The sequence below is a fragment of the Streptococcus australis genome, from assembly GCF_019930045.1.
In the GTDB taxonomy this organism is placed as follows: domain Bacteria; phylum Bacillota; class Bacilli; order Lactobacillales; family Streptococcaceae; genus Streptococcus; species Streptococcus australis_D.
This window is the reverse complement of record NZ_JAHZQQ010000138.1, coordinates 1-501: the sequence shown is the minus strand read 5'-3', so window position 1 is coordinate 501 and position 501 is coordinate 1. Positions and strand designations below refer to the sequence as shown.

The following is a 501-nucleotide window of genomic DNA, read 5'->3' as shown; positions in this document are numbered from 1 at the left end:
TGTCCGCAAGGACGTGCCGGTTCGACCCCGGCCGCCGGTATAGTATTAAAGACAAGGTTTTCGGACCTTGTCTTTTTTTCTTTGTTGTATCTCGAGTTACCAATTTTTTCCATTTTAAAATAACTCATCAAGTTTATTAGCCAATGTTTTCTGTTTGCTAGGGTACAAATGGGAATAAGTATCAATTGTTGTCGTAATAGATGCGTGTCCTAATCTTTCTTTAACAACAAGATAATCTTCCCCTTGATTTATAAGTAATGATGCATGAGAGTGTCTTAAATCATGAATTCTTATTCTCTTTAAATCTTTATCCCTTTCTAGTATTTGCTTAAACTTCTTATCAATCATATTTTTTGTAATAGTTATTGGTGTACTCTGTATTATTTGTAGTTCGTCAATATTTTTGGTAAATTCCTTAAGTTTTTCTTTTTCCCCAATTGTCAAGTCAAGTGCAACAAAGTCATTCCTCTGATTAAGCGAGTGTTCTTCCAGCTGTTTGAG

1 protein-coding gene is annotated in these 501 nt (G+C 34.1%); it reads right to left on the bottom strand.

What is annotated here, in order from left to right; all coding sequences use genetic code 11:
- Nucleotides 1–114 precede the first annotated feature (114 nt).
- Nucleotides 115–501: tyrosine-type recombinase/integrase (locus K1J10_RS10695; RefSeq protein ID WP_223357364.1), on the bottom strand; the 387-nt coding region annotated here is incomplete at its 5' end.